The sequence below is a fragment of the Pseudomonas sp. L5B5 genome (assembly GCF_020520285.1).
Classification (GTDB): domain Bacteria; phylum Pseudomonadota; class Gammaproteobacteria; order Pseudomonadales; family Pseudomonadaceae; genus Aquipseudomonas.
In genome coordinates this window covers 4,751,946-4,770,883 of the sequence record NZ_CP084742.1, presented here as the reverse complement: position 1 = coordinate 4,770,883, position 18,938 = coordinate 4,751,946, and the positions used below count along the sequence as shown (strand labels likewise).

Below are 18,938 nucleotides of genomic sequence, written 5' to 3'. Positions count from 1 at the left end.
TTCCCTGGGGCGACCGCCTTGCCAGCCCTAGGGCTTGAGCACCTGCCCGAGGATCAGCAGCCCGGGAATCCACCCCGTGAAGATCGCGCACACCAGGGTGAACACCGCCACTTGGCGCTGGATCTTGCGTGACAGCCCCAGCAGCAGGAAGAAGGTGAACCACAACAGGGTCCAGGCCACCCAGTTGAGCGCGTTCCACACGCCAAAGGACCCGTCGAGGCTGCCCAGTGCCTGGATCGCCGCCGTGGCCGCGGTGATGCTGACGAACAGGCAGAACCAGCCCAGTCCCTTGCCGTCGGCGCCCAGGAACTGGTTGGCCGCCACCCACAGGTAGGTGAACGCGAAGAGCAGGGTGAATGCCCCGCCCCTGACCTCGCCGGCGAAGAAGATCATGTACAGGGCGACCAGCAGGCTCAGGCTGCCGACGAAGGTGTTGATCACCGCGACCTCCCTGCCGCTGATGCGCTCCATCAGCCAGATGCTGTTCACGAACAGCACGGCACCCACGTACAGCAGTATCAATCCAAGCAGCATGTCGACGTCCTCTTGTTATTGTTGTTCGAACCCATCATTCAGCTGGCCTCGTGCTTGCCCAGCACGTCCCGGGCGACCTTGAGAATCGGCTCCCTGGCCTTCATCGCCTCCTGGCACAGGAACCCATGCGCCTGCTCCTCGGCCCAACCATGAAGCTGCATCAGCAGCACCTTGGCCCGGTTGATATCCACCTGGCTGGCCAGGCGCTCCTGCAACTGGGCGTTCTTCTGCTTGAGCTTGAACAGCTCCTCGCTGACCCGGCGCGCCGCCACCAGCGCCGGCAGGATCTTGTGCGCGTCCAGCAACTGGATGATCACCCCGTGGCACTCCAGCTCGATGATCTGCGACAGCACCGCCGGACTCTCGTACTCCACCAGCGCCACTACCGTGGTGCGCGGCGAGCCCGTGCTGATCAGCGCACTGATCTGCTCGTGGTGGTGGTTCTGGAAGATGCCGGTGAAGATCACGTCCACCGCCACCTCGAACTGCCTGGGCGGCGGCCAGATCTGGCGCACCGAACAACCGATGCGGATCAGCTGCAGCACCAGGGCGTCGCTCAAGGCGCCGGGCGGGTTCAACACCATCACCTGCAGCTCGCGCAGGGAACCCAGGATCGAGTTGGCGCTCATCGATGCGAACCCTCGCCCATGCTGGCGGACCAGTCGTCCAGGTTGTGCACCACCACGTAGGGGTCTGGCCGGATGGGCTCGGGGGATTGCCACCTGACCTGGAACACCCCGCGCGAGTCGATCTCGGCAATGCGTGAAGTCAGGTGGCTGTGGTTGTTCTGCTGCTCCACCCAGATCGGCCCCTGGGGCGCGTCCAAGCGCTGGCGGTACAGGTATGGCTGCACCTCCTCCACCCGCCAGCCCTGGGCCGCCTGCATGGCCCGGCCAAGCATCAGCGTCTGGCAGTAGGCCGCCTCGGCCCAGGCGGTGATGCTGACGTCCTGCGGAAAGAAGGCGTTGCAGGCGCGGACGAACTCGCGACTGGCCGGCGTGTCGATGCTGGAGAAATACGGCGCGACCACCACATGCCCCTCGGCCACCTCGCTGCCCATCTTGGCGATCTCCGCCTCGCTGGTGGTCAGGCTGGCGATGGGCGGCCGGCGGGCATCGCCATAACGCCTGGAGATGGCCCGGTAGAGTTCGGCTGTCCCGGTGCCCACCACGGTGGAGAACACCACGTCCGCCTGGGCCTTGACGATCAGGTCCACGGCCCGCGCCAGGTCCTCGTCCGAGGGATAGAGCGGGATGTAGATTTCCTCCAGGACCTTGCCCCCATGCTGGCGATACAGGTGGCGCATCACATGGTTGCTCTCCCGGGGGTAGATATAGTCCGAGCCGATGAACACCACCCGCTCCCCATAATGGCGGATGAGATAGGCCGCCAGCGGCGCACTGTTCTGGTTGGGAGCCGGGCCGCCGTAGATGATGTTGGGCGAGTACTCGAAGCCCTCGTAGGGTGTCGGGTAGCAGAGCAGCGCGTCGGTGCGCTCCACCACCTGCATCACCGCCTTGCGCGTGTGGGACATGTAGCACCCCACCAGCAGGCGTACCCCGTGATTGCGGATGAACTCCTCGGCGTACAAGCGATAGCGATCCGGGTCGCCCCCGGGATCGCGGGACAAGGCCTGGATCGCCTGGCCGGCCACGCCTCCCTCGCCGTTGAGCTGCTCGATCGCCAGCAAGGCGCCGTAGCGCTGCGAACGCTCGATGTCGGCCGTGACGCCGGTCTCGGAAAACAGCAGCCCGATCTGTGGCTGGTCCGGATGTGAAACCATGTGCGTCCTCTCCCAAGTCAACGATGCCTATGTTCGGGCGAACCCGACCCTGCCCCGCGCCAACTGCGCCTCATAGACCACGGGCGGCTCGCCCATCACCGGAGCGTGGTACTCCAGGAGAAACTCGGCCAGGGGCACCTCCAGATGGTGGCGCACACTACGGCGCAACGCACGTGCACCAAACTGCCGGTCGAACCCGGCGCGGGCGATATGGCCCAGTACCTGTCGAGTGACGACCAGGCTGCAGCCATGTTTCTCCAGGCGGCGGTTGAGCCGCTGCACTTCCAGCTCCACCAGTTGCTCCACCAGGCCGCGCTCGATCCAGTTGAACGTGATGATGTTGTCGATACGGTTGACGAACTCCGGGGCGAAGGCCTTGAGCAACCGGGCCCTCACCAGCTTGTCCACCGCTCGCCAGCGCGAGGCCGCCGTGGTGGGCAGGAACCAGCCCAGCCAACCTTTGCGGCGCTCGTCGTAGGCCTGGATGTCCCGCGCCGCGAGGTTGCTGGTCATGAAGATCAGGCTGTTGCGAAAACTGTAGCTGCGCTCACCCGAGGCCACCGTGAGCATGCCGTTATCCAGCACGTTGAGCAGGGCCTGGACCACCTGCGGGCTGGCCTTTTCCAGTTCGTCGAACAACACGATGCCAGGGCGTCCGAGGCTGCCATCGAGCTTGTCCTGGTCGAACAGCGTGTTGCCTTCCCTGGCCCCCACATAGCCAGGCGGCGCACCGGTGAGGGCCGCCGCATAGTGCTCCTGGGACAGGGTGTTCATGTCGACGCGACAGAAGGCGTCGGCATCGCCGTGCAGGGCCCGGGCCAGGGCCCGCACGATCTCGGTCTTGCCCACCCCGGTGGGCCCCAGGAACAGCGCGGTGTAGAGCGGGCGGCGCGGGTCGGTGATGTCCGCGCGCACCACCTGCAGCATGTTCTCCACGGCTTGCAGGGCCTGGTCCTGGCCGAGGATCTCGGCACGCAGGCTGGCCATGATGACCTCGATATTGAAACGGTAGCGGCTGTGCAGCGCCGCATGACTGGCCAGGTGGGCCTGGACCAGCGGCGCGTCGGCGCGGTTCTCGCTGGCCAGGGCCTGGTCCTGGGCCTTGCGGCGCTGCGATTGCTCCAGCATGTCGTTGAGGAAGGGCATGTCTTGGGCTCCATCTTCCGCAGGAAAATCCAGGGATGACAGCGGGCTGGCGAGGCATGGCCCCAACAGCTCGCCGGTTTACCTATGGGTGCGGATCAGGCCTCTTTCTCCTCGCCCTCGTACGGCAGGCGGCCAACAGGGCATTGCGCGACACCCGACGTCGAGCGAGTGATCTTCTCGACGTTCTCGCGGGCCTTCTCGGCGTCGGTCACCCAGGTCTTGTAGAACTCGAACGGGCACTCGGCCAAGCCACGGTCACCCTCGCCGGAGTTGTTCAAGCCGGTGTAGCCACGATGGAGGATCTTGTACAGGTGGTTCTGCGACTGGTCGTTGGCCCGGGCATCGCGAATCTGCGAGACCGACAACTGGGCGTACTGGATACCCATTTCCTCCTCGCCGCATTCGCCGAGAGTCCGGCCGTCGAAGCCGATGATCGCCGAGTGCCCGAAGTACGAGTAGACGCCATCGAAACCGGCGGCATTGGCCACCGCCACGTAGGTGTTGTTGGCCCACGCCATGGCCTTGGCCATCAGTACCTGCTGCTCCTTGGCCGGGTACATGTAGCCCTGGCAGCGCACGATCAGTTCGGCGCCCTTCATCGCGCAATCGCGCCAGATCTCCGGATAGTTGCCGTCATCGCAGATGATCATGCTGATCTTCATGCCCTTGGGCCCTTCGCTGACGTAAGTCTGGCCCCCGGGGTACCAGCCCTCGATCGGGCACCATGGAATGATCTTGCGGTACTTCTGGACCACCTCGCCCTTGTTGTCGATCAGCACCAGGGTGTTGTACGGCGCCTTGTTCGGATGCTCCTCGTGGCGCTCGCCGGTCAACGAGAACACGCCCCAGACGTTGGCCTTGCGACAGGCCCGGGCCAGCAGTTCAGTCTCGTCGCCAGGAATGGCAACCGCCGTTTCCATCATTTCCGCGGGGTCGTACATGATCCCCTGGAGGCTGTACTCGGGGAAAATCACCAGGTCCATGCCCGGCAGCCCCTGCTTCATGCCGACCACCATGTCGGCGATTTTCTGCGCGTTGGCCAGGACCTCTTCGCGGGAGTGCAGGCGTGGCATCTTGTAGTTCACCACTGCGACGCCAACGGTGTCGTTGCTGCTGGAAATATCGCCATGACGCATGTCTGATACCTCTGTTTTTATTTTCTGCGGACGAAAAAAAGCCCTCCCGGGATAAACCCGGGAGAGCTCATTTGCTCTTTGGCATGTACAACCTAGGTGGAGCGGCGACATCGACGCTGATGCGCTTTTCCTGATGGGGCTTATCTAAGCGCCCCGCCAGAAACCTTGTCAAGCACCGCTCAACCCCTACCGCATCCGCAAGATCGGCTCATGCCAGCAGGAACCCTCTAGGTCGCTACTCGCAGCGTCGGTTGCCCGGAGAAATTTTTTCCGCGAACAGCGCAGGCCCTGCCCGACGGTATCGCGCAGGGCTCAGTCGAGGATCACATGGGGCAGGAAACGGCTGCTGTCCTTGGTGATCGGCGAGTTGTCCTCGCGAATGCCGATGCCCGCCGGCCGGTCGCCGATCACCCAGCTACCGATCACGGTGTGGTTGCCGGCAAACACCGGCAAGGGGTGAAACTGCTGGCGGATGCAGGGCCCGCCGTAGGGTCCGGCCTCGATCAAATGCTCGCCGTCTTCGGTGCAGATCTGCACATTGGCCCCTTCCCGGGAAAAGAACGGCTTGCGCACCCAGCCCGGGCCCAGGCGGCTGGTCGGGTTGTCGTCGATAAACGCCGGCAGCAGGTTCGGGTGCCCCGCATGCCGTTCCCAGAGCAGGGCCATGGCCGCCTTGTTGGAAAGAATGGCCTTCCACGGCGGCTCGACAAACTGCGTGTGGCTGCCGGCAATGGCTGGGCCAAAGGCTTCGTTGAACAGGTGCTCCCAGGGGTAGAGCTTGAACAGGCTGTCGATGGGGATGCCCAGCAGGTCGACGAAACGCCCACCGGCATCGAGGCCGATGTCCTCGACATCGAGCAACCGCGTCCCCAGGCCGGCCTGGCGGGCGATATCGCGCAGGTATTCGACAGTACCGCGGTCCTCAAGCGAACCCCTGACCGAGGCAAAGTGCATCGGCGACTTGAAGCCGCCCTGGACGAAGGCCTGGAGCAGCTTGTCCTCGATGCTGTTGAACTGGTCGCAACCCGCCGGCAGCTGTCCACGCTGCATCTGCTGCTCCAGCCAGACGTACTGGAAGAAGCTCGCCTCGTACAGCGAGGTCGGCGTGTCGTAGTTGGTTTCCAGGAGTCTGGCCGGGCCGGTGCCGTCGTAGCATAGGTCCATGCGCCCATAGAGGTGCGGCTCGCCCTGCTTCCACGACTGGCGGATCAACTCGTGGAAGGCCTGGGGAATGGCCAGGCGCTGCAGCAGTTCCTCGCTCTCCACCACCTCGGCCACCAGAACCATGCACAGTTCGTGCAGCTCCTGGGTCGGGTCTTCCAGGTCGTCCTCGATCTGCCGCAGGCTGAACTGGTAGTAGGCGGACTCGTCCCAGTAGGGCTCGCCATCGAAGGTATGGAAGGCAAAGCCCAGTTGCTCCGCCGTGGCTTGCCAGTCCGCACGCGGGGTGCTGGGCATGCGCTTCAAGAACCGAAGCTCCAACTGCTGCGGCTGGAGGAACCGAAGCCGCTGCGGCTGACCACTTCATGGGCGCCGGCCAGCGGGTTGCCGGCGCTGGTGAAGTGTTCCGGGCTGGAAATCCCGAAGCGCCCGCCACTGGCACCGGAGAAGGTCTTGCCGGCCTCCACCTGCTGGCTGAGGGTGCTCAGCTGGGTACCGCCACGACCATCGCGCTGCTTATACAGGGCCTCGCTGAAATAGCGTGGTTCAGGGGTCGAGTCCAGGCCTATCCAGCGCCAGAAACGCGAACCCGAGCTGGAGCCACCACCACCACCACCACCACCACCACCACCACCACCACCACTGGAGCTGGTCTGTTGCTGTTCTTCCTCGGGCTTGTCCGGCACCGTGCGCTGGGAGGTCAGGGCAAAACCGCTGGAAATCGGCACATAGGCTCGGTTATCGCGCGAGACCATGCAGTTGGCGGTGACGAAATCCTCCTCGCAACGTTGCAGGTCCAGGTAGCGCGGGGCCACACGCTCCCCACGTTCGCGGGCGTCATCGCGGGCAGCCTGGCAAATGGCGGACGGAATCTGCGCCCGTTCGCATTCGCTGACGCTGCTGAAATTCTGGGTCTGGCGCACTTCCCGGGTCGCCTGGGGCTGGCCGTCACAGGCCGCCAGGGCGAACGGCACGCTGCCCAGCAGCACCAGGCGCACGCTCTTACTGCGTTTCATGGCGGCGCCCTCAGACCGAAGGGGTCATGCAGGCCGCATTCAGCAGGCCGACACCAACAGAGACCGATGCCACCAGGATCGCCGCGGCGTTCTCCTGGTCGACGATGCGCCGGGACAAGCCCTTGAGCGTCAGGCTCACGGCAAGCAGCGCCAGCAACTGCACCACGGCGGCAATCGCGGCCCAGAGCAGGAAGTCGATGATCGAGATCGAATGGGAAATCGCGCTGGCCACCGGGATCGCGAACCCCAGCAACGCACCGGACAAGGCAATGGCCGCCGCAGTGTTGCCCTGGCGGATCAGGGCGAACTCGTTGTGGGGCGTCAGGCGGGTGTAGATGAATGCGTAGAGAGCGAACACCAGGGCCGCGCCCAGCATGTAGAGGGTAAAACCAAGCACCGCGTTGGCGGGCAGGGACATCTTCAGTGCATCCATGAACATCGCGTTCGGGCTTCCTTGGAAAACGGGGCGCGAGATATATCACAGGCCCGATTCGCCGAACACTGGAGGATTGGCCCCGGCGCCGTGGCACCGAGGCCCGTCACCTTACTTGGCAACACCCCAGATGCTGCTCAGGCTTTGCAGCAGTGAGCCGCCGACGCCTTGCTGGCCCAGGTACTGCAGGATCACCGGGGCGAATTGCCCGATCATGCCGCTGTCCATGCCCAGTGCGCCGAAGGCGTTGTTCAGGTCACTGGTGTTCTTGACGTTACCCAGGGCGTTGTCCAGCCCGGCGTTCTGGCCCGACGACTGGCCGAGCAGACCACCCAGGGCACCGAGGCTGCCCAGGGCATTGCTGCCGGAGAGCTTGTCCAGGCCCGGCACGCTCTTGCTCAGTTGCGAGTAGTCCGAACCACTCAGTTGGTTCTTCGCCAGGCCGAGCATGGCACCGGTACCACCGATGGCCTGTTGCGGCGTGACGTTGAGTTGCGACCCCAGGGCGCCGAGCAGGCCGGCGGTCTGCGAGGTCGGTGCCGCAGCGGCGGCCTTGTCGCCACCCTGCATGCCGGAAATGGCATTGGCCGCATCGTTCAGGCTGAAACCGCCAGCCAGGGCCGAACCGGCTGCCAGGGTCATCAGGGTAGCCAGGGCGAAACCGCGTGGAATATTCATCGAAACAACCTCATGGGACGAGAAACCACCCGGAATCGGGTGGCGGGAAAACAGCCGTTTGACTAGGTCCAGGCACGAATGTTCCGGGGCACAGGCAGATCCCCGGTTGCTTGAAATCTAGTCGACCAGCGGTGCCACCAACGACCGGTGCGATGAATGACAGCAGGGCGTCATGGGCCGGTTTACGCCAGGTCGACAGCGCTGGCAAAGACCTGCATTCTTCGGCGCAACACAGCAAGCGAGCCCCTATGAAACCTGTTCTTTACTGCTGCACGGTGCTGGCCCTGATGGCATTCGTGGCCATCTGGAGAATCGGCACGCCGATCGATGCTGCCTCATGTCCGGGGTCGCCCGCTGCGTCCGGGCCCTTGAGCGACTTCATCAACCAGTATGTCAACGACAGCCAGGGCGCCGATTGGCGAGCCGACGGCGGCCCCCTGGGCATTCTTCAAGACCCGGCGGCCCAGGCGCTTGTCCAGCAGCCCGAGGTCCATTACTGCGAAGCGCTGGCGCTGCTGGCAAACCCGCAGCAGAGCGAGACGCAGAAGGTGCATGCCACGGCCCTGATGCTCTCGTTGCCCATCGATCATTACCTGGGCTGGATGGACGCCACCCATGAGCTGCATCAGCGTGGCGCCATCGACAACGCTGTCATGGGGCTGGTGCTGTTCCCAAGAGGCACGGCCCTGGACTACTGGTGGCTGCCGCAGTGGCGTTCGCGTTTCCAGCGCGATGTGCCGGGCTTGTATGACCCGGCGTTCGTCACCCAGGTACTCAACGGACAACACTGGTTCAGCTACCCCGGCCAAGGCTATTGATCCTGTGGCCGGCTGGCGGGCGCTGCGCACCCGTACGCAGCCTCGCTGGTGCTCGACAGCGGCTACAGGGTTCGGCAACGAAAAGGGCGACCCGTGGGTCGCCCTTCGTCGCTATCGCAGGTCTCAGGCTGCGCTGAACAGCTTGTGCGGGTCGATGACGAATTTCTTCGGCACGCCGGCATCGAACTCGCCGTAGCCACGTGGCGCGTCGTCGAGGCTGATGACCTGTACGCCCACCACTTCGGCGATGTTGATCCGGTCCCACATGATGGCCTGCATCAGCTGGCGGTTGTACTTCATCACCGGAGTCTGGCCGGTGTGGAAGCTGTGGGACTTGGCCCAGCCCAGGCCGAAGCGGATGCTCAGGCTGCCGATCTTCGCCGCCGCGTCCACCGCGCCCGGGTCCTCAGTGACGTACAGGCCGGGAATACCGATCTTGCCCGCCACCCGCACCACGCCCATCAGCGAGTTGAGTACCGTGGCCGGGGCCTCGTGCTGCGCGCCGGCATGGCCATGGCCACGGGCCTCGAAGCCCACCGCGTCCACCGCACAATCCACTTCCGGCTCGCCCAGCAGGTCGGCGATCTGCTCGTGCAGCGGAGTGTCCTTGGACAGGTCGGCGATCTCGAAGCCCTGGGCCTTGGCATGGGCCAGGCGCACCGGGTTGACGTCGCCCACGATCACCACCGCCGCCCCCAGCAGGCGCGCGGAAGCAGCCGCCGCCAGGCCCACCGGACCGGCCCCGGCCACATACACGGTGCTGCCCGGGCCGACGCCTGCGGTCACCGCGCCGTGGTAGCCGGTGGGCAGGATGTCGGACAAGCATGTCAGGTCGCGGATCTTCTCCATGGCCTTGTCACGGTTCGGCAGCTTCAGCAGGTTGAAGTCGGCGTAAGGCACCAGCACGTACTCGGCCTGGCCACCGGTCCAGTCGCCCATGTCGACGTAACCGTAGGCACCGCCGGCACGGGCCGGGTTGACGGTCAGGCAGACCCCGGTGTGCTGCTCCTTGCAGGAACGGCAGCGCCCGCAGGCCACGTTGAAGGGCACCGAAACCAGGTCGCCGATCTTCAGGTTCTCCACGTCGCTGCCCTTTTCGATCACCTCGCCGGTGATCTCATGGCCCAGCACCAGGCCGACCTGGGCAGTGGTACGGCCTCGGACCATGTGCTGGTCCGAACCGCAGATGTTGGTGGAAACCACGCGCAGGATGACACCGTGCTCGATCTTCTTGCCACGCGGGTCCTGCATTTTCGGATAGTCGATCTTCTGTACCTCGACCTTGCCGCTGCCCAGATACACCACACCACGATTACCAGACATGCTTGTCACCTCTGTAGTTGTTGTTGTGACGAAAGTGGAGCGAGCTTCAAGCGGCAAGCTTCAAGCCGCAAGAAGAGTACACACCGCGTTCTTGCGGCTTGGAGCGTGTCGCTTTTTTGCTTGTCGCCTCTCGCTTGAAGCTTGCCGCTTGAGGCTTGCAGCTTGAGACCTGGTTTAAAGCACTACCGTGCGATTGCCGTTGAGGAACACCCGCCGCTCGATGTGATAACCCACCGCCCGGGCCAGGGTCAGGCCCTCAATATCGCGGCCCTTGGCGATCAGGTCCTCGGGGTAGTAACTGTGGTCCACCACCTCCACGCCCTGGGCGATGATCGGGCCTTCGTCCAGGTCGTTGTTGATGTAGTGGGCGGTGGCCCCCACCAGCTTCACGCCCTTGTTGTAGGCCTGGTGGTAGGGCTTGGCACCCTTGAATCCCGGCAGCAGCGAGTGATGGATATTGATCGCCTTGCCATCGAGCTTGCGGCACAGCTCCGGCGACAGCACCTGCATGTAGCGGGCAAGGATCACCAGCTCGGCGCCGGACGCCTCGATCACCTGCCAGACCTGGCGTTCCTGGGCCGGCTTGTCGTTGGGGTCGAGGGGAAAATGGTGGTAGGGAATCTGGTGCCAGTCGGCCAGGGGCTTGAGGTCCGGGTGGTTGGACACCACCGCCACCACGTCCATGGGCAACTGGCCGATGCGCTGGCGATAGAGCAGGTCATTGAGGCAGTGGTCGGCCTTGGAGACCATGATCACCACCTTGGGTCGATAGTTGGGCGCGGTCAGTTCGAAATTCATTTCGAAGGCCTTGGCCCGCTCCGCCAGGCCCTGGAGAAAGCCCTGCTCGTCGAGGCCATCGGGCTGGCGAAACTCCACGCGAATGAAGAAACGCCCCGAGAGCCGGTCATCGAAGGAATGGTGTTCGGTGACATAACAGCCCTGTTCGAACAGAAAGCGGGTCACCGCGTCCACCGTGCCGAGCACGCTGGGGCAGTCGGCAGTCAAGATCCATGTATCGGGGGCGCGGCTCATGCTGGATAACTCCTGTTCTTGATAGGCAACCGCTACGCGGTCGAATCGCGGGCAAGCCTCGCTCCTACAACCTCACCGCAGGCGCGAGGCTTGCCCGTGACAAGGGTTCAGGCCTGGACGCTGAGGCCGTATTCGGCCGCGGCGTCCTGCAGCCACATCCACCAGTAATCGGAGAAGCTGCGGCGCACCAGCAGTTCCCAGGTGTCTTCACCGGTACGACGGATCACCAGTTGCGACTTGGCGAACACCGTGCCCACTGCCTTGCCCACCGGAAAGTTGCTGGGATGTACATCGTAGCTGGTGGACTTCATCAGGACCTGGCGCACGTCGGGGCCGGACAGCTCGAGGATCTGCTGGCCACCGCTGACATTGACGATCTGGATGTGCAGGTCGCCCAGGGCCTCGCGCAGGTTCTGCTCGGCGGCGAACTCTTCGCCGCTGGGCACGATCAGCAGCCACTCATCCGGGCCCAGCCACTGCAGGCTGGCCTCACCCTTGACCACCACGCTCAAGGCACCTGGCAATTCGATGCCCAGGGCCTTGTGTACACCGGCGGCGAAGGCCGGGTCGTGGCCGTCGCCACGGATCGTCAGGTGGCCGAGCAGTTTTTTCTCGCGCAGGGTCACCCCGGCGTTCTTGCGACCCTTGCCCACCAGGCTTGGCAGGTCAGCGTGATGCAACGACGACTCGGCCTTGGCCCCGGTGGTGGGGCGCTGTTGGTAAACGTTGACTGCGGTCATAGAGCACCTGTCTTCAAATTCTTGCATCACACCCGTAGGAGCGGTGCTTGCCCGCGATGAGCATGTCGCGGGCAAGCCTCGCTCCTACGGGATCTGGTTAAACGTTCTGCCGATCACCCTTGGGGTCGAAGAACACCGAAGAAACGATTTCCGCCTCGATCACCCGGCCATCGGCCAGGGGCGCGAAGACCCGCTCGCCCAGGCGCTGGAGGCCGCCCTTGACCACGCCCAGGGCGAAGGAATAACCCAGGGAGTTGTGGGCATAGCTGGACGTCACGTGGCCCACCATGCTCATCGGGATCGCCTGCTTGGGGTTGAACACCAGCTGCGCGCCTTCCGGCAGCCACTGGGTCGGGTCGATCGGCTTGAGGCCCACCAGTTGCTTGCGCTGCTCGCGTACGCAGTCCTCGCGGTTCATCCCGCGCCAGCCGATCCAGGAGAACGGCTTGGTCCGGCCCACACACCAGCCCATGTTCAGGTCGTCCGGGGTCATGGAGCCGTCGGTGTCCTGGCCAACGATGATGAAGCCCTTCTCGGCCCGCAGCACGTGCATGGTCTCGGTGCCATAAGGGGTCAGGTTGTACTTCTTGCCGGCTTCGACGATCTGCTCCAGCACACCCATGGCGTAGTCGGCCTGGACGTTGACCTCGTAGGACAGCTCGCCAGTGAAGGAGATGCGGAACACCCGAGCCGGCACGCCGCCCACCAGGCCTTCCTTCCAGGTCATGAACGGGAAGCCGTCCTTGTCCAGGTCGATGTCGGTGACCTCGCTCAGCAGCTTGCGACTGTTGGGCCCGGACAGGGTCATGGTGGCCCAGTGGTCGGTGACCGAGGTGAAGTACACCTTGAGGTCCGGCCATTCGGTCTGCTGATAGATCTCCAGCCACTGCAGCACCCGGGCGGCGCCGCCGGTGGTGGTGGTCATCAGGAAGTGGTTGTCGGCCAGACAGGCGGTGACGCCGTCGTCGAAGACCATGCCGTCTTCCTTGCACATCAGGCCGTAGCGGGCCTTGCCCACGTCGAGCTTGGTCCAGGCGTTGGTGTAGATGCGGTTGAGGAACTCCCGGGCGTCGGGGCCCTGGATGTCGATCTTGCCCAGGGTCGAGGCGTCCAGCAGGCCGACGCTGTCGCGCACGGCCTGGCATTCACGCTTGACCGCGGCATGCAGGTCTTCGCCGTTCTTCGGGAAATACCAGGGGCGCTTCCACTGGCCGACGTCCTCGAATTCGGCGCCGTTCTTCACATGCCAGGCATGCAGCGCGGTGAAGCGCACCGGCTCGAAAATGTGCCCGCAGTGCCGGCCGGCCACGGCGCCGAAGGTGATCGGCGTGTAGTTCGGGCGGAACATGGTGGTGCCCATCTGCGGGATGCTGACGTTCAGCGAGCGGGCGGCGATGGCCAGGCCGTTGACGTTACCCAGCTTGCCCTGATCGGTGCCGAAGCCCAGGGCGGTGTAGCGCTTGACGTGCTCCACCGACTCGAAACCCTCGCGGGTCGCCAGTTCGATGGCGGCGGCGGTGACGTCGTTCTGCAGGTCGACGAATTGCTTCGGCGCCCGGGCGGTGCCTTTTTCATGGGGCACCTGGAACAGCGCCAGGGTCGCTTCTTCAAGGCGGGCCAAGGCCTTGGGCAATACGCCCTCCACCGCCTGGAAACCGGCTTCGCTGGCCGCGCGCACGCCGCCTTCGAACCCATCCGCCAGGGCATCGCCCAGGCTGTAGACGCCATTGATGCCGCCCACGCACACACGTTTCTGCGGCGCTTCACCGGGCACGAAACCGAGGATGTCTTCGCGCCACACCGGCTTGCCGCCCAGGTGCGACGCCAGGTGCACCACCGGGCTGTAGCCGCCGGAGCTGGCGATCAGGTCGCAGTCGAGCCACTCGCCAGGGCTGGTGACCTTGTGCGCCTTGACGTCGATGGCCGCCACCCGGGCGCCGGTCACGTGCTTGCTGCCGCGGGCCTCGATCACCGCGCTGGACGTCAGGATGCGGATGCCCTTGGCCCGGGCTTCCTCCACCAGGGCGCCACGGGGGTTGTGCCGCGCATCGGCGATGGCCACCACCTGCAGGCTGGCGTCGAGCCAGTCCAGGGCCACGCGGTAGGCGTGGTCGTTGTTGGTCGACAGCACCAGTTTCTTGCCCGGGGCCACGCCATAACGGCGTACGTAGGTGGATACCGCGCCGGCCAGCATGTTGCCCGGCACGTCGTTGTTGCCGTAGACCAGCGGCCGCTCATGGGCGCCGGTAGCCAGCACCACACGCTTGGCCCGTACTCGGTGGATGCGCTGGCGCACCTGGCCGATGGGCGCACGGTCCCCCAGGTGGTCGGTGAGGCGTTCGTGAATGGTCAGGAAGTTATGGTCGTGGTAGCCGTTGACCGTGGCCCGTGGCAGCAGCAGTACGTCCGGCAAGGCCTTGAGTTCGGCAATGGCGCTGGCCACCCACTCCGCTGCCGGCTTGCCGTCCAGGCTCTCGCGGCTGTCCAGCAGGGTGCCGCCGAACTCTTCCTGCTCGTCGGCGAGGATCACCCGCGCACCGCTGCGGGCCGCCGCCAGAGCAGCGGCGAGGCCTGCCGGGCCGGCGCCGACGATCAGCACGTCGCAGTGCTGGTTCATGTTGTCGTAGGTGTCCGGATCGTTCTCGGTCGGCGAACGGCCCAGGCCCGCCGCCTTGCGAATGTACTTCTCGTAGGTCATCCAGAACGACTGCGGGTACATGAAGGTCTTGTAGTAGAAGCCCGGTGGCATCAGCTTGCCGCCGACCTTGCCGAGAATCCCCATCATGTCGTTATTGACGCTGGGCCAGCCGTTGGTGCTGGTGGCCACCAGGCCCTGGTACAGCGCCTGCTGGGTGGCACGCACGTTGGGAATCTGGGTGGCTTCGGTGGCGCCGATCTGCAGCACTGCGTTGGGCTCTTCACAGCCTGCGGCGAAAATGCCCCGGGGCCGCGAATACTTGAAGCTGCGACCGATGATGTCCACGCCATTGGCCAGCAGGGCCGAGGCCAGGGTATCGCCCTCGAAGCCCTTGTAGTTCTGGCCGTTGAAGGTGAAGGTCAGGACCTTGTTGCGGTCGATGCGTCCGCCGTTGGACAGGCGATTGGTCTGGCTCATACCTTCTCTCCAGCAGCCTTGGCGGTGAATTGCGGCGGGGTGCCGATCTTGTAGGTCTCGAGGATTTCGTAGGTCACGGTGTCGCGGGTGGCGTTGAAGTACTGGCGGCAACCGGCGGCGTGGATCCACAGTTCGTGGTGCAGGCCACGGGGGTTGTCACGGAAGAACAGGTAGTCGCCCCACTGCTCGTCGGTGCAGGCACCGGGGTCCAGCGGCCGTGGGATATGGGCCTGGCCGGACGAATGGAATTCCTCTTCGGAGCGCAGTTCGCCGCAGTGAGGGCAGAAGATATGCAACATGGGATTTTCTCCTCGGACCTCTGATTAGTGGGCGACGGCCGCAGCGCCATGTTCGTCAATGAGGGCGCCGTTGTGGAAACGATCGATGGAGAACGGCGCGGCCAGCGGATGCATCTCGCCCTTGGCCAGGCTGGCGGCAAACACGTTGCCCGAGCCCGGCGTGGCCTTGAAGCCGCCAGTACCCCAGCCGCAGTTGAAGAACATGTTCGGCACCGGGGTCTTGGAAATGATCGGGCAGGCGTCCGGGCTGGTATCGACGATGCCGCCCCACTGGCGGTTCATGCGTACCCGGGAGAGCACCGGGAACATCTCGACGATGGCCTGGATGGTGTGCTCGATCACCGGATAGGAACCGCGCTGGCCATAACCGACCCAACCGTCGATGCCCGCACCGATCACCAGGTCGCCCTTGTCGGACTGGCTGATGTAGCCGTGCACTGCGTTGGACATGATCACGCTGTCGATGATCGGCTTGATCGGTTCCGACACCAGGGCCTGCAATGGATGCGACTCGATCGGCAGGCGGAAGCCCGCCAGCTTGGCCATGTGCCCGGAGTTGCCAGCGGTGACCACCCCGACGCGCTTGGCGCCGATGAAGCCCTTGTTGGTCTCGACGCCGATGCACACGCCGTTTTCCTTGCGAAAGCCGATGACTTCGGTCTGCTGGATCAGGTCCACGCCCAGGGCGTCGGCGGCCCGGGCAAAACCCCAGGCCACGGCGTCGTGACGGGCCACGCCGCCGCGGCGCTGCACCGTGGCGCCAAGCACCGGGTAGCGGGTGTTCTTCGAGCAGTCCAGGTAGGGGATCTCGTCCGCCACCTGCTGGGTGTTGAGCAGTTCGCCATCGATGCCGTTGAGGCGGTTGGCGCTGACCCGGCGCTCGGAATCACGGATGTCCTGCAGGGTGTGGCACAGGTTGTAGACCCCGCGCTGGGAAAACATCACGTTGTAGTTCAAGTCCTGGGACAGGCCTTCCCAGAGTTTCATCGCATGTTCGTAGAGCTGCGCCGACTCGTCCCACAGGTAGTTGGAACGCACGATGGTGGTGTTGCGCGCGGTGTTGCCGCCGCCCAGCCAGCCCTTCTCCACCACCGCGACGTTGGTGATGCCGTGTTCCTTGGCCAGGTAGTAGGCCGTGGCCAGGCCATGGCCGCCACCGCCGACGATGACCACGTCGTAGACCTTCTTCGGCGTGGGCGTGCGCCACATGCGCTGCCAGTTTTCGTGGTGGCTGAGAGAGTGCTTGAAGAGGCCGAAGCCCGAGTAGCGTTGCATAGTCATTGCTCCAATGGCGGCTCTCAGCGGTAGACCGGGAAATCAGCACACAGGGTCGTCACCTGGCGCGCGACATTGGCCTCGACATCGGCGTCGCCGAGGTGATCGAGGATGTCGCAGATCCAGCCCGCCAGCTCGGTGCACTGGGCGACCTTGAAGCCACGGGTGGTGACCGCCGGGGTACCGATGCGCAGGCCGGAGGTGACGAACGGCGACTGCGGGTCATTGGGCACGGCGTTCTTGTTCACGGTGATATGGGCGCGGCCCAGGGCGGCATCGGCATCCTTGCCGGTCAGGCCCTGGCGGATCAGGCTGACCAGGAACAGATGGTTATCGGTGCCGCCGGACACTACATCGTAGCCACGCTTGATAAACACGCCGGCCATGGCCTGGGCGTTGTCGATCACCTGCTTCTGGTAGGCCTTGAAGCCAGGCTCCAGGGCCTCTTTGAAGCACACCGCCTTGGCGGCGATCACATGCATCAGCGGACCGCCCTGGGCGCCGGGGAACACCGCGGCGTTGAGCTTCTTCTCGATCTCCTCGTTGGCCTTGGCCAGGATCAGCCCGCCACGGGGACCGCGCAGGGTCTTGTGGGTGGTGGTGGTGACCACGTCGGCGAACGGGATCGGGTTGGGGTACAGGCCGGCCGCCACCAGCCCGGCGACGTGGGCCATGTCGACGAACAGCAGCGCCCCGACCTTGTCGGCGATCTGCCGGAAGCGCGGGAAGTCCAGGGTCTTGGAGTAGGCGGAGAAGCCGGCGACGATCATCTTCGGCTGGTGCTCCACGGCCAGGCGCTCGACCTCGTCGTAGTCGATCAGCCCGGTGTTGGTGTCGATCCCGTATTGCACCGCGTTGTACAGCTTGCCCGAGGACGACACCTTGGCGCCGTGGGTCAGGTGGCCGCCGTGGGCCAGGCTCATGCCGAGGATGGTGTCGCCAGCCTGCAACAAGGCCAGGTACACCGCGCTGTTGGCCGACGAACCGGAGTGCGGCTGGACGTTGGCATAGTCGGCGCCGAACAGTTGCTTGGCCCGCTCGATGGCCAGGGCCTCGACCTTGTCCACATGCTCACAACCACCGTAGTAGCGCTTGCCCGGATAACCCTCGGCGTACTTGTTGGTCAGCCCGCTGCCCTGGGCCTGCATCACCCGCTTGCTGGTGTAGTTCTCCGACGCAATCAGCTCGATGTGATCTTCCTGGCGTTGCTCCTCGGCATTGATGGCCGCCAGCAGTGCATCGTCGTAACCCTGGATCTGGTCTTGCTTGCTGAACATCACGTCTCTCCCAGCGGCGGCGCGCGCCTTTCGTCTCGGTGAGGCCAGCCCTGAAGCTGCGCCCTTTGGATGCGATGGTATGACCGCCACGCACAGCCCAGATGCCTATGGACGCCACGCAAAGGTGCGTTTACGACATGCCCCGGCGCCCACCGGCAAATGCCCCGGACAAAGGCTCTAGCCCCAGCCTCCCGCCCCCGTATGCGGCCTGCGGCAGCGGCTACACGAAACGTGCTGTAGCCGCTGTCGAGCCGGGGCGAGGCTGCGACAAGGGCCGAAGGACCTTCAGCGGATTCAAGAACCAGCGGCCGCTGCGCGCCCGTACGCAGCCTTCGGCAGCGGCTACACGAAGCGATGCCAAACACGCACACCCCACCCGCGATGCGCCGCCCGGTAGGGCGCGCCGTGGGGCTGGTGATCTTGACCCACCCGCCCCCTGGGGAGGCCGAGTGCAGGTGCTTATCAGGGGAATGGCGCGCAGCGCCCCTCGACGCAGTCGAGGACATCGCTGGAAGCGATGCCCCCTGAGAAGTGCCGGAACGAGGGAACCCGAGCGCAGCGAGTGGCCGGACGTGGGGGCAAGCGTTTTTGGTTACTTTTTTGGCGTTTGAAAAAAGTGACCCGCCGTAAGGGCGGAACCATAAGCAAGCCACCCCACCGCCAATGGATATGTACTCCATCCCCAGGACACCTGGCCGGCTACCAGGCCGCCAAGCCCCAAGGCCGATCCTACAAAACTTGCAGAACCGTCTGGCTTGCCGCCCACACCCCCTCCCTCCATGCTCCCCATTCGCCCAAACGGCGACCGGGTTTGGCGACCTGGAACTCAGCTACGAACAGATACGCTTGCACCGCTTATCTACGACGGAGCCTTCGCCATGACTCATCAATACATCCCCATCACCGGCATCGACTGCACCATCCCCTGCCTGTTCATCGACAAAACCGCCCCACTGGACGTCCTCCACGCCAACGGCACCACCCGCCTGCTGGCCATCACCCAGCTGTTCGAAAGCCTCTCGCGCACCGAGCTGAAACACGCCGACCACACCGACCTGCAACACATCGCCCACGTCGCCGCTATCCTCCTGCGCGACAGTTGCGACCTGCTAGGCGTGATGGGCTGGCGGCTCCAGGCCTGAACCGAATACGCTCCGCCCCCGACAGGGTGC

General features: G+C 64.7%; 18 protein-coding genes. 2 read left to right on the top strand and 16 right to left on the bottom strand.

Going from position 1 to position 18,938, the window contains the following annotated elements; translation table 11 throughout:
- Window positions 1-27: 27 nt before the first annotated feature.
- The 9 genes from LGQ10_RS21780 to LGQ10_RS21740 form a co-directional block, all read right to left on the bottom strand.
- Window positions 28-534: an AmiS/UreI family transporter gene (locus LGQ10_RS21780; protein ID WP_226523165.1), complete on the bottom strand. Its 507-nt coding sequence runs from the start codon at window positions 532-534 to the stop codon at window positions 28-30.
- A gap of 38 nt (window positions 535-572) precedes the next feature.
- Window positions 573-1,163 (bottom strand): ANTAR domain-containing response regulator, encoded by a 591-nt coding sequence (locus tag LGQ10_RS21775; RefSeq protein WP_226523164.1) that lies wholly within the window; start codon window positions 1,161-1,163, stop codon window positions 573-575.
- Window positions 1,160-2,317, bottom strand: a complete 1,158-nt coding sequence (gene amiC, locus LGQ10_RS21770) for an aliphatic amidase expression-regulating protein AmiC (protein ID WP_226523163.1) — start codon at window positions 2,315-2,317, stop codon at window positions 1,160-1,162. The genes LGQ10_RS21775 and amiC overlap by 4 nt, the downstream gene beginning before the upstream one ends.
- A 27-nt stretch (window positions 2,318-2,344) precedes the next feature.
- Window positions 2,345-3,463, bottom strand: coding sequence for an AAA family ATPase (locus LGQ10_RS21765; RefSeq protein WP_226523162.1), 1,119 nt, complete (start codon window positions 3,461-3,463; stop codon window positions 2,345-2,347).
- Between the two features lie 95 nt (window positions 3,464-3,558).
- Entirely contained in the window at window positions 3,559-4,599 is a 1,041-nt protein-coding gene (locus LGQ10_RS21760) for an aliphatic amidase (protein ID WP_058436031.1), read from the bottom strand.
- A 312-nt stretch (window positions 4,600-4,911) separates the two neighbouring features.
- Complete coding sequence (locus LGQ10_RS21755) at window positions 4,912-6,066, bottom strand: glutathionylspermidine synthase family protein (protein WP_226523161.1); 1,155 nt, start codon at window positions 6,064-6,066, stop codon at window positions 4,912-4,914.
- Window positions 6,063-6,776, bottom strand: coding sequence for a DUF1190 domain-containing protein (locus tag LGQ10_RS21750; protein WP_226523160.1), 714 nt, complete (start codon window positions 6,774-6,776; stop codon window positions 6,063-6,065). The genes LGQ10_RS21755 and LGQ10_RS21750 overlap by 4 nt, the downstream gene beginning before the upstream one ends.
- Before the next feature lie 10 nt (window positions 6,777-6,786).
- Window positions 6,787-7,215, bottom strand: a complete 429-nt coding sequence (locus LGQ10_RS21745; RefSeq protein WP_226523159.1) for a DUF350 domain-containing protein — start codon at window positions 7,213-7,215, stop codon at window positions 6,787-6,789.
- Between the two features lie 105 nt (window positions 7,216-7,320).
- Entirely contained in the window at window positions 7,321-7,887 is a 567-nt protein-coding gene (locus tag LGQ10_RS21740) for a DUF2780 domain-containing protein (RefSeq protein WP_058433189.1), read from the bottom strand.
- Window positions 7,888-8,135: 248 nt separating this feature from the next.
- Here LGQ10_RS21740 and LGQ10_RS21735 point away from each other — a divergent pair, with 248 nt between their 5' ends.
- Window positions 8,136-8,705: a hypothetical protein gene (locus LGQ10_RS21735; protein WP_226523158.1), complete on the top strand. Its 570-nt coding sequence runs from the start codon at window positions 8,136-8,138 to the stop codon at window positions 8,703-8,705.
- Between the two features lie 123 nt (window positions 8,706-8,828).
- Here the strand turns inward: LGQ10_RS21735 and fdhA are convergent, their stop codons facing one another.
- From fdhA to LGQ10_RS21700, 7 genes are all read right to left on the bottom strand, one after another.
- The gene (gene fdhA, locus LGQ10_RS21730; RefSeq protein WP_226523157.1) at window positions 8,829-10,028 is read right to left on the bottom strand and encodes a formaldehyde dehydrogenase, glutathione-independent; all 1,200 of its coding nucleotides are present in this window, start codon (window positions 10,026-10,028) and stop codon (window positions 8,829-8,831) included.
- 174 nt (window positions 10,029-10,202) lie between these two features.
- Window positions 10,203-11,060 carry a formyltetrahydrofolate deformylase gene (purU, locus tag LGQ10_RS21725; protein ID WP_226523156.1) on the bottom strand — a complete coding sequence of 286 codons (858 nt, stop codon included), beginning with the start codon at window positions 11,058-11,060 and terminating at the stop codon, window positions 10,203-10,205.
- Window positions 11,061-11,167: 107 nt separating this feature from the next.
- Window positions 11,168-11,800, bottom strand: coding sequence for a sarcosine oxidase subunit gamma (locus LGQ10_RS21720; protein ID WP_226523155.1), 633 nt, complete (start codon window positions 11,798-11,800; stop codon window positions 11,168-11,170).
- Window positions 11,801-11,897: 97 nt separating this feature from the next.
- Window positions 11,898-14,915 (bottom strand): sarcosine oxidase subunit alpha, encoded by a 3,018-nt coding sequence (locus LGQ10_RS21715; RefSeq protein WP_226523154.1) that lies wholly within the window; start codon window positions 14,913-14,915, stop codon window positions 11,898-11,900.
- A complete protein-coding gene (locus tag LGQ10_RS21710; RefSeq protein ID WP_058436198.1) occupies window positions 14,912-15,214 on the bottom strand; it encodes a sarcosine oxidase subunit delta in 303 nt (100 codons plus the stop codon). The genes LGQ10_RS21715 and LGQ10_RS21710 overlap by 4 nt, the downstream gene beginning before the upstream one ends.
- A gap of 24 nt (window positions 15,215-15,238) precedes the next feature.
- Window positions 15,239-16,489, bottom strand: coding sequence for a sarcosine oxidase subunit beta family protein (locus tag LGQ10_RS21705; RefSeq protein WP_011063903.1), 1,251 nt, complete (start codon window positions 16,487-16,489; stop codon window positions 15,239-15,241).
- A gap of 23 nt (window positions 16,490-16,512) precedes the next feature.
- The gene (locus tag LGQ10_RS21700) at window positions 16,513-17,766 is read right to left on the bottom strand and encodes a serine hydroxymethyltransferase (RefSeq protein ID WP_226523153.1); all 1,254 of its coding nucleotides are present in this window, start codon (window positions 17,764-17,766) and stop codon (window positions 16,513-16,515) included.
- A gap of 878 nt (window positions 17,767-18,644) precedes the next feature.
- Here LGQ10_RS21700 and LGQ10_RS21695 point away from each other — a divergent pair.
- On the top strand, window positions 18,645-18,908 hold the full coding sequence (locus LGQ10_RS21695) for a hypothetical protein (RefSeq protein WP_053134083.1): 264 nt from the start codon (window positions 18,645-18,647) through the stop codon (window positions 18,906-18,908).
- The last annotated feature ends 30 nt before the right edge of the window (window positions 18,909-18,938 follow it).

What these genes read in the sequence shown, in the direction of transcription:
- LGQ10_RS21695 (WP_053134083.1), top strand. Translation starts at nt 18,645, where the DNA reads ATGACTCATCAATACATCCCCATCACCGGCATCGACTGCACCATCCCC.
- purU (WP_226523156.1), bottom strand. Translation starts at nt 11,060, where the DNA reads ATGAGCCGCGCCCCCGATACATGGATCTTGACTGCCGACTGCCCCAGC.
- LGQ10_RS21720 (WP_226523155.1), bottom strand. Translation starts at nt 11,800, where the DNA reads ATGACCGCAGTCAACGTTTACCAACAGCGCCCCACCACCGGGGCCAAG.
- LGQ10_RS21780 (WP_226523165.1), bottom strand. Translation starts at nt 534, where the DNA reads ATGCTGCTTGGATTGATACTGCTGTACGTGGGTGCCGTGCTGTTCGTG.
- LGQ10_RS21765 (WP_226523162.1), bottom strand. Translation starts at nt 3,463, where the DNA reads ATGCCCTTCCTCAACGACATGCTGGAGCAATCGCAGCGCCGCAAGGCC.
- LGQ10_RS21750 (WP_226523160.1), bottom strand. Translation starts at nt 6,776, where the DNA reads ATGAAACGCAGTAAGAGCGTGCGCCTGGTGCTGCTGGGCAGCGTGCCG.
- LGQ10_RS21775 (WP_226523164.1), bottom strand. Translation starts at nt 1,163, where the DNA reads ATGAGCGCCAACTCGATCCTGGGTTCCCTGCGCGAGCTGCAGGTGATG.
- LGQ10_RS21740 (WP_058433189.1), bottom strand. Translation starts at nt 7,887, where the DNA reads ATGAATATTCCACGCGGTTTCGCCCTGGCTACCCTGATGACCCTGGCA.
- LGQ10_RS21735 (WP_226523158.1), top strand. Translation starts at nt 8,136, where the DNA reads ATGAAACCTGTTCTTTACTGCTGCACGGTGCTGGCCCTGATGGCATTC.
- LGQ10_RS21745 (WP_226523159.1), bottom strand. Translation starts at nt 7,215, where the DNA reads ATGTTCATGGATGCACTGAAGATGTCCCTGCCCGCCAACGCGGTGCTT.
- fdhA (WP_226523157.1), bottom strand. Translation starts at nt 10,028, where the DNA reads ATGTCTGGTAATCGTGGTGTGGTGTATCTGGGCAGCGGCAAGGTCGAG.
- LGQ10_RS21760 (WP_058436031.1), bottom strand. Translation starts at nt 4,599, where the DNA reads ATGCGTCATGGCGATATTTCCAGCAGCAACGACACCGTTGGCGTCGCA.
- LGQ10_RS21715 (WP_226523154.1), bottom strand. Translation starts at nt 14,915, where the DNA reads ATGAGCCAGACCAATCGCCTGTCCAACGGCGGACGCATCGACCGCAAC.
- amiC (WP_226523163.1), bottom strand. Translation starts at nt 2,317, where the DNA reads ATGGTTTCACATCCGGACCAGCCACAGATCGGGCTGCTGTTTTCCGAG.
- LGQ10_RS21710 (WP_058436198.1), bottom strand. Translation starts at nt 15,214, where the DNA reads ATGTTGCATATCTTCTGCCCTCACTGCGGCGAACTGCGCTCCGAAGAG.
- LGQ10_RS21700 (WP_226523153.1), bottom strand. Translation starts at nt 17,766, where the DNA reads ATGTTCAGCAAGCAAGACCAGATCCAGGGTTACGACGATGCACTGCTG.
- LGQ10_RS21705 (WP_011063903.1), bottom strand. Translation starts at nt 16,489, where the DNA reads ATGCAACGCTACTCGGGCTTCGGCCTCTTCAAGCACTCTCTCAGCCAC.